The sequence below is a fragment of the Staphylococcus sp. HMSC14C01 genome, assembly GCF_001808085.1.
In the GTDB taxonomy this organism is placed as follows: Bacteria; Bacillota; Bacilli; order Staphylococcales; family Staphylococcaceae; genus Staphylococcus; species Staphylococcus hominis.
In genome coordinates, this window is the sequence record NZ_KV792034.1 from 1 (window position 1) to 8,471 (window position 8,471).

General features: G+C 29.8%; 8 protein-coding genes. 4 read left to right on the forward strand and 4 right to left on the reverse strand.

From position 1 onward, the window contains the following. Positions 1-129: 129 nt before the first annotated feature. Positions 130-501: a metal-dependent transcriptional regulator gene (locus tag HMPREF3131_RS05770; RefSeq protein ID WP_002497484.1), complete on the reverse strand. Its 372-nt coding sequence runs from the start codon at positions 499-501 to the stop codon at positions 130-132. Positions 502-654: 153 nt separating this feature from the next. Between HMPREF3131_RS05770 and HMPREF3131_RS05775 the strand changes: the two genes are divergently transcribed. From HMPREF3131_RS05775 to HMPREF3131_RS05785, 3 genes are read left to right on the forward strand one after another with little or no spacing between them, the layout of a single operon-like run. Beyond that, positions 655-1,392, forward strand: coding sequence for a metal ABC transporter ATP-binding protein (locus HMPREF3131_RS05775; RefSeq protein WP_002497485.1), 738 nt, complete (start codon positions 655-657; stop codon positions 1,390-1,392). Continuing rightward, positions 1,385-2,224 (forward strand): metal ABC transporter permease, encoded by an 840-nt coding sequence (locus tag HMPREF3131_RS05780; RefSeq protein WP_002497486.1) that lies wholly within the window; start codon positions 1,385-1,387, stop codon positions 2,222-2,224. The genes HMPREF3131_RS05775 and HMPREF3131_RS05780 overlap by 8 nt, the downstream gene beginning before the upstream one ends. An 18-nt stretch (positions 2,225-2,242) precedes the next feature. Further along, positions 2,243-3,196, forward strand: coding sequence for a metal ABC transporter substrate-binding protein (locus tag HMPREF3131_RS05785; RefSeq protein WP_002497487.1), 954 nt, complete (start codon positions 2,243-2,245; stop codon positions 3,194-3,196). A gap of 242 nt (positions 3,197-3,438) precedes the next feature. On the opposite strand, the gene HMPREF3131_RS05790 is transcribed toward HMPREF3131_RS05785, so the two are convergent. Together HMPREF3131_RS05790 and HMPREF3131_RS05795 are read right to left on the reverse strand one after the other, a co-directional pair. Then, positions 3,439-4,044, reverse strand: coding sequence for a recombinase family protein (locus HMPREF3131_RS05790; protein ID WP_002497488.1), 606 nt, complete (start codon positions 4,042-4,044; stop codon positions 3,439-3,441). 102 nt (positions 4,045-4,146) lie between these two features. Beyond that, positions 4,147-4,974, reverse strand: coding sequence for a LysR family transcriptional regulator (locus HMPREF3131_RS05795; protein WP_070436524.1), 828 nt, complete (start codon positions 4,972-4,974; stop codon positions 4,147-4,149). A gap of 119 nt (positions 4,975-5,093) precedes the next feature. Between HMPREF3131_RS05795 and HMPREF3131_RS05800 the strand changes: the two genes are divergently transcribed. Continuing rightward, entirely contained in the window at positions 5,094-6,245 is a 1,152-nt protein-coding gene (locus HMPREF3131_RS05800) for an MFS transporter (protein WP_070436525.1), read from the forward strand. 94 nt (positions 6,246-6,339) lie between these two features. On the opposite strand, the gene HMPREF3131_RS05805 is transcribed toward HMPREF3131_RS05800, so the two are convergent. Continuing rightward, the gene (locus HMPREF3131_RS05805) at positions 6,340-8,364 is read right to left on the reverse strand and encodes a restriction endonuclease (RefSeq protein ID WP_070436526.1); all 2,025 of its coding nucleotides are present in this window, start codon (positions 8,362-8,364) and stop codon (positions 6,340-6,342) included. Between the last annotated feature and the right edge of the window lie 107 nt (positions 8,365-8,471).

Sequence of the window (8,471 nt, forward strand, 5' to 3'; positions counted from 1 at the left end):
AATTTGTTAGAAATTATGTCCCAGCCTCATTTATTTATGATTCGTATTCTTATTTTGAGGGCTGGGAGAGAATAATTGTTGCTTTGTACTGTACTTTTTATTAAAAAGCTTCATAGTTAATCATCCTTTTTAAAATTGTTTTGTTCTTAAGTATTCAGATAAACGTTGAACAAATTTATCTGATACGTGATTTTCGATTAAATCAACCTCTTGGTTGACTTCAGAAGAGTTGATATTTAATACTTTTATGAAAAACGCTTTAATAATCTCATGATTGTTAGTCATTTCTATCGTATAAGTTAATCCTTTCTTAGTTAACATAACACCACGATAATGTTCACTTTTGACAAAACCTGCTTCGGTTAATCGATCTAACATTTGGCTAATTGAAGGGGGCGCTGCTCCTAACTTTTTAGATAACATTTTATTAGACACTAGCTCAATGTCTCCACCTAATTGGAAGATAATTTTCAAATATTTCTTTTGCGCATCAGTAATCATGATCCCACCTACAATTTTGATTTTTAAAGCAGAAATAGCTAGCCAAACTTCAAATTTTCGTTTGACTAAATAATATATTTAGGATAACCTAAATAATATATTTAGGATAACCTAAATATATTATTTACGCAAGTGAAGAAAGAAGGGAATAGCGTGTTAGATGTACAAAACTTGTCAGTGGTTTATGATAATCAAACCCGAGCTTTACAAGATGTTTCTTTACAAATGATAGAAGGACAAATTGTTGGGATTATTGGCCCAAATGGGGCAGGTAAATCAACTTTGATTAAAGCAATGATTAATTTAATACCACACAAAGGACAAACATTTTTTAAAAGTAAGCCTATACATAAGCAACTTAAAAATCTTTCATACGTCGAACAAAAAAGTAATATCGATACAACGTTTCCTATGAAAGTTTTAGATTGTGTCATTTTAGGTATATACCCTCGGTTAAAACCGTGGCAGTTACCTGGGAAAAAAGAAAAAGCAATGGCAACAGAAGCCCTTAACAAAGTGGATATGTCGGAATATAAAGATCGACAAATAGGGGAGCTATCAGGAGGACAATTTCAACGAGTGTTAATTGCTAGAACGTTAGTTCAGAAAACAGATTTGATATTACTTGATGAACCTTTTGTTGGCATCGATATTACAAGTGAAAATATCATTGTTGATTTATTAAAAGAACTAGCTGAATCTGGAAAAACAATTTTAATTGTTCATCATGACTTATCCAAAGTCAGTAAATATTTCGATAGCCTTATTCTTTTAAATAAACATTTAATCGATTTTGGTTCTGTTGAAAATGTGTTTACGGGAGATAACTTAGCACAAGCCTTTGGCACAAATATTTTGATCCCTTCTGAAAGTGGGGATAAAAATGATTAGTCAATTTATACATGAGTTATTTCAGTTTAGTTTTCTTCAAAGAGCACTTGTAACTTCTGTTGTCATCGGAATCATCTGTGGCGTTATTGGTTGTTTCATCGTATTAAGAAGTTTGGCGCTAATGGGAGATGCTATCTCACATGCAGTTCTACCGGGTGTAGCTATTTCTTATATGATGGGCATTAATTTTTTCTACGGTGCGGTAGTCTTTGGGATTATGGCAGCTTTAGGAATCGGTTTCGTTAACCAAAACAGTAAAATCAAAAGCGATTCATCTATAGGTATTGTTTTTTCTGCCTTTCTAGCTTTAGGGGTTTTACTTGTTACGAAAGCGCAATCGTCCATAGATTTAACGGAAATTTTATTTGGTAATGTACTGACAGTTAAAGAACAGGATCGAACATTAACATTTATTGTCGCTGCGATTGTCTTAATTATTGTAGTGATCTTTTATAAAGAATTTTTACTATCAACGTTTGATCCAACCATGGCTGCAGCTTCAGGTTTACCAACAAAATTCATCCATTACACAATCATGGTGTTATTAACGTTAGTAACTGTTGCCTCATTACAAACCGTCGGTGTTATTTTAGTTGTTTCTTTATTGATTACGCCAGCTTCGACAGCTTATTTACTGACTAAAAGACTATCAACCATGATTCTTTTATCAGCGTTGATAGGTGCTATTTCATCTATTATTGGGTTGTTCTTTAGTTTTACATTTAACTTACCTTCAGGTGTGGTTATTGTATTAGTTATTACAGCTATATTTATTATCACATTCTTCTTAGCACCTAGAAATGGGCTATTGTGGAGAATGATTAAACATTAACTTAGGAGGATTTTTATAATGAAAAAAGTGATATTATTTTTATTCACCATTACACTTTCTGTTGTTTTAGCAGCTTGTAGTAATGGAGATAAAGACGGTGATTCAGATAAAGAATTAGAATCAGTAGATAAAGATAAAATCAAAGTGGTCACAAGTTTTTCTATGATTGATGATATGGTTAAAGAAATTGGCGGAGAGCACGTTGAAGTTAAAAATTTAGTGCCTACAGGCACTGACCCGCATGACTACGATCCTAAACCAGATGACATTAAACATATCTCGAGTGCCGATTTGGTTTTCTATAATGGATTGAATTTAGAAGGTGGCAGTAAAGGTTGGTTATTTAAAGCTTTAGAGTCTTCTGATTTTTCAAAAGAAAATGCGATAAAAACATCAGAAGGTGTTAAACCTAAATACATTAAAGATGAAGATGGCAAAAAAGAAGTGAACCCTCATGCATTTATTGATCCGAAAGTAGGAGAAAAAATGATTAAAAATATCACGAAATCTTTATCTGAAAGAAATCCAAAAAACAAAGATTATTATAAAGAAAATGAAAAAGCATATTTAAAAAAATTACATAACATCGAAGATGATTATGAAAAACAATTAGGCGATATTCCTAAGAAAGATCGTGTTTTTGTAGCGAGTGAACAAGCTTTCCAATATTTAACAGACCGTTATGACCTAAAAGAAGGTTATATTTGGGCGATAGACACGGACGAGAATGGATCTCCAGAACAAATCAAAGATTTAGTAAAATTTATTGATAAAAATGAGCCATCTCACTTATTTGTAGAATCAAACGTAGATAAGCGTCCAATGGAAACCGTATCTAAAGAAAGTGGCGTATCAATTTACAAGAAACCAATTTACTCTGATGAAATTAGTAAAGAAGGTGGCGTAGCTGATACTTATCTTAAATATTTAGAGTATAATTTAGATGTTTTAACTGATGGATTGGAAAAATAACAATGAAACTAAAAGTGAGCGTTATTGTCTATATAGATAATAACGCTCACTTTTTTACTTATCTTTTGGAAGAGATGTTTCGTCTTCATATCTTATTAAAGGGAAAAATATGAAGAAGTTTGAAATTATCATTTTTACAGTTTAATAAAGTTTAGAATTTTAAATTAAAAGAAGCAGGTTATTGTATAACATATTATCATTTCCTAATGTGTTATACAATCACTTTTTACTCATTTTATTAATTATTTTGTTCTTTCATTTTTAATTCGATATACGGTCTGTCTTGTAATATCTACTTCTTTAGCAATTTTACTAATAGAAATTCCTTGATCTAACATTTCTACAACACGTTGATAAACTAAACGTTTCTGTGGGTCTTTCGCGTTTGGTGAGTAAAGGACAGGTCTGCCTTTATAGATACCTTTTTCTTTCGCTACCTTAATTCCCTGTGCTTGCCTACGCTTACTTTCATTTCTTTCTTGTTCTGAAATCATTGCTAAAATTTGAATGATTAAATCTTTCATGAACTTATCTAATAATGGGTTACCAATTGCTTCATTCATCATAGGCAAGCTTGTAATCATTAATTGAACTTCTTTTTCTTTTAAATAGTTCACCGTTTGAATAATCTCGTCATAATTTCTTCCTAGACGGTCAATCGATTCAACGATTAAACGATCTCCCATTCTTACAAAGTTCAATGTTTCTATAAAAATAGGTCTATCTTCAATCGATTTACCTGATTGTTTTTCTGTGAATATTTTTTCAGCACCAAATGCTTCTAAATTTTCAATCTGTCTATCTAAATTCTGATCAATGGTTGATACTCGTGCATAACCAACTATCATTTTCAACACCCTTTCTCATACACCCTAATCATACATTTAGAAACTGTATTTTACAAGGGCTCCTAATTGTTCAATTAGGGTAGACTCTTATCACACTATGTATTAACTTAAAATACTCCATACTTTTTGCAATATTTCTTTATTATATGCTATGAGTCCAACTTCCCTTGAATGATTTTCCAATTCTCTGATTAAAAGATTCATATTTTCAACTCGTATTATTAATGATTGAGGAATTATTGTTATTCCTTGTTCAGCATTAACACTAGCCAGTATGGACTCTAAATCATTTTTATGTTCAAGATTCATCTTAGTTTTAGAGAGATGTTTTTGTATAAAAGATAAAGTATCACATGGTGGATTAAGAAGAAGTATCTTTTCATTTATTAAATTACTAGCAAATATACTATCGGATAGTCTTAAATCACTAGTTTTTGGAAAGACCACCATATATTTTTCACGATATAAAACTTTACTATAAAGTTGATTATTTTCTGTAGCAGTTATGTCTCCAATAACTACATCTATATCTCCATTATGTAAGTGATCAAGTAAAATTTGAGTGTTACTTTCAATTTTTATGGAGAGCCTTTGATGTATCAATGCTTCTTTTTGCTCAGTCCATTTATACAATGAAAAGCTTGGTAATAGACCAACTCTAACTGTTGCATCTCCATTTTTTGAAGTTTCTGCTTTTAATTCGTCTATATCGCTTTTTATAATCTTAACTTTACTCAAAACTAACTCACCATACTCAGTTAAAAATATGCCTCGAGAGGTTCTATAAAACAAGTCAACTTCAAAGTATTCTTCAACACGCTTAATTCTCTTACTAAGTGCTGGGGTACTGATATTAAGTAGCTTAGAAGCATGGTTAAGACTCTGATATTCAGCAACTTTTATGAAATCCTCTATGTATTCAATATTCATATATTACTCCCTCTATTAACTTTTCTTTAATACCACTCTTAATGTATTCATTATTCCATTAATTACAATATAATACTACGCTAAAATACATAAATATATTTGTTAGGAATGATTAAATTATGAAGAAAATTTGGATTTTAACATTAGGTATGTTTGCCTTAGGGATGGATACTTATATTGTAGCTGGACTATTACCTGATATAGGAAAAAGTTTTAATAAAAGTAGTGCTGAAATAGGGCAGGGCGTTACTGTTTTTACATTATTTTTTGCTTTATCAGCCCCTGTTTTTTCAACTATACTAGCTAAGTATTCTGTGAAAAAAATTCTTTTACTGGCTTTATTAACTTTTGGATTAGCTAATTTGATTACTATGCTATCTCTAAACTATTCAATATATATCTTATCCAGATGTATAGCTGGACTAGGTGCAGGATTATTCTCTCCTATGGCAGTTAGTTCGGGTGGACATTTAGTAAGTCAAAAAAATAAAGGAAAAGCATTAGCTTTTATAGTTGGAGGCATGAGTATAGGTACGGTTGTTGGGGTTCCCATAGGCTTACAATTAGCTAATTTAATTAATTGGAGGTTTGCTATAGGTATAATTGTAATTTTAAGTATAGTTGCCTTTATAAGTATATATTTTTTACTTCCTGATTTTAAAATGCCTTCAGCACCTAGCTTGAAAGAAAGATTCTCACTTTTTATAGATCTACATGTATTAAGAGTGGTCTCTGTAACTGTATGTGCAGCAATTGCAAGCTTAGGTTTATACACCTATCTTTCTCAAGTTATAAGTGAAGGTATTTCACCACACTACATTACACTTTTCTTAACTACTTGGGGAATTGGAGGATTATTAGGAAGTTTTGGAGTCGGTTTAGTCATTGATAAGTTTAAAAACACCCAAATTTTGATGCTTATCATTTTAGTCACTTTAGGGATTAGTATAGGGTTAATTCCTACACTTATTAAAATTCCTATTTTAGGACTTATACCGTTCATACTATGGGGAGCAATGGGATGGGCTACTCAAGCACCACAGCAACATATATTATTAAAAAATCATTCTGAACATGGCAGCACATCTGTGGCCTTAAATAGCTCTCTAAATTATTTAGGAAGTGCGATTGGCGCTGCATTAGGTGGTTTATTACTTGCACAAGGAGCTTCAACTAACATATTAATTTATTGTTTTTTTGCTATAGTTATTATAGGGATTATTATTCAAATAATAAATGTGTTTATCGATAGGAATAGTATAGAACTTTAAATAAATAGCATTTAATATAAAGCACCCTACTATTTGATATAGTAGAGTGCTTTTATTTGTAATAATATCTGCATGATGCAACAGAACCAAGATTTTAATAGTTTACAGATACATCATAATAAAATCTAAATTTTAAAGCTGCATCTTTTAATGATCCTTTAGCATAATAGCCTTCCTTAGTTTTACCTACACAATCGATAAGAGAATTTGAAAGCAAAGATAACATATCCTTTACTTCTTTCATTGTTATCGAGATATCTAAATTGTGAGTTTCTTGTTTTATCATAAAGTATATAACCTCAGAAGAAATAATACCTCCTGAATAATCGTCATTACTATTATCAATTAAAATTTTAATTATTAATTTAAATAAATCTTTTTGTCTATTCATAATATTATACTGTTTATTTAATACATCTAAGTTAACTATTCCTTTTTGTTGGAAGATTGGTAAATATTCTATAGCTTGTAATGGATACTTTTGATGGTTCTTTAATAAAGTTTCCAAGACATCAACATCAATTAAAGCTATACCATTACTTTCAGCTCTTTTAATAAGTCTTGATCCTACAAATGATTTACCTACTACCACTACGTATTGAGCTTTATGCTTTTCTTTATGTTCTTTTAATGTTTCGAAGTCAATTAAACTTTCTGTTATTTTTCCCTCTCTATTGGTTTTTGCGTCGATATTAACCTTATATGTAAATTTAGGTGCTGTAGGTGCTGTTAATAAAATATCAGTAGTACCCGATTTAGCTATTAATTCACTAAAAAAGCCAAGCTCTTCAAAATATTTTTGCAATACTTTTTCAAAATTAGTTGGATTACTAGAATCGATTGAACTTGTTCGTAAGTCATATAATAAATTATATATATCATTTTTTTTAGCATTTTCGTCTTTATCATTAATGATTTTTGTTGTTTCTTCAATCATATTATCGTAGTATTGATGTAATTTGTCGCATAAAAGATGACCTCTTTGGGTTAACTTGAAGGTTTTACCCATATCCTCAATGATTAAAGAAGCATTTTTCAAATAATTAATTCTTTTTCTTATTTGTTCAACCGACTCATTAGGCATATTAAATTTAGTTTTACCTACTGTTGCTATTTCTCTTACTGTCATATTCTTATCTTTAATTAAATACAATATTTCAAAAATATAGTTATAGTATCTATGTAATATAAATACTATATTAAAATCTATATTTTCAGATTTTATTAATTCCAAACCTAATTCAGATGTTTTATAAGTCTTTTCTCCTATTCTCTCTAATATATTTAAACGAATTAAAAATGTTATATACTGTCCATTAGAATTTTCACTTATATTATATGTTGAACTTAGATAATCATAAATACTATTAAAATCAGTATAATTACGAGCTAAATCTAAAGTGTCTCGTATGGTATTTGCTGCATTTTCTAATCCACCAGGAACATATCCTATATTACTTTTTCTATTTATATCACTAGACCATTTATATGTGTACGTATCATTTAAAAACTCAGGTATATAAATTTCGGTTTCAGTTTCGGTTTGATCATACTTAAATCGCAGTACTTCTGAATTTTCAATTGGGGGATGATCTTTCAGAAATTTTTCACCATGATTTGTAAGTACGTATTTTTTTTCATATCCAATATGTTCAACCATACCTAAATCCATAAACCAGTGTAGTCTATCATAGACTTGATTATTATCTTTCCACGTCATATTATATTTTTCTTTGGCATTTTCTAAAATGACATTTATTTTTTTGGGTTTTTTTATAAAATTTAGCATTTCAGATATATATTTAACTTTGGCATTTAAAATTTCAGGAAGTATGTCTCTAATGTTTTCACTATTCCACCCAGATATTTCTTCACTTATATACCATTTACTATTTTTTAATTCAACTATTCCAATTGGTCTAAGTTTAATACAGTAATGATTTAATGTATTGGAGCTTTTACTACCTTCAAATTCTAAAATATGATTATTTTCTTTACCTTCTTCTATTGCTTTGAGGATCTTGATTAAAGATTCTACATATCCATTATTATTTTGACTTCTCGGTATCCTTGGCATGGCTTGTACTTTACTATTCCATTGTCTTTTTATGATATTCAATATTATCACTCCGTTGCCTTAATATTATATTAAATATATCAAATTAAATACTTTATTACAGATGAAATTCTGATAGTTTTGCATTCCTCTACTAACCAGTGTTATAA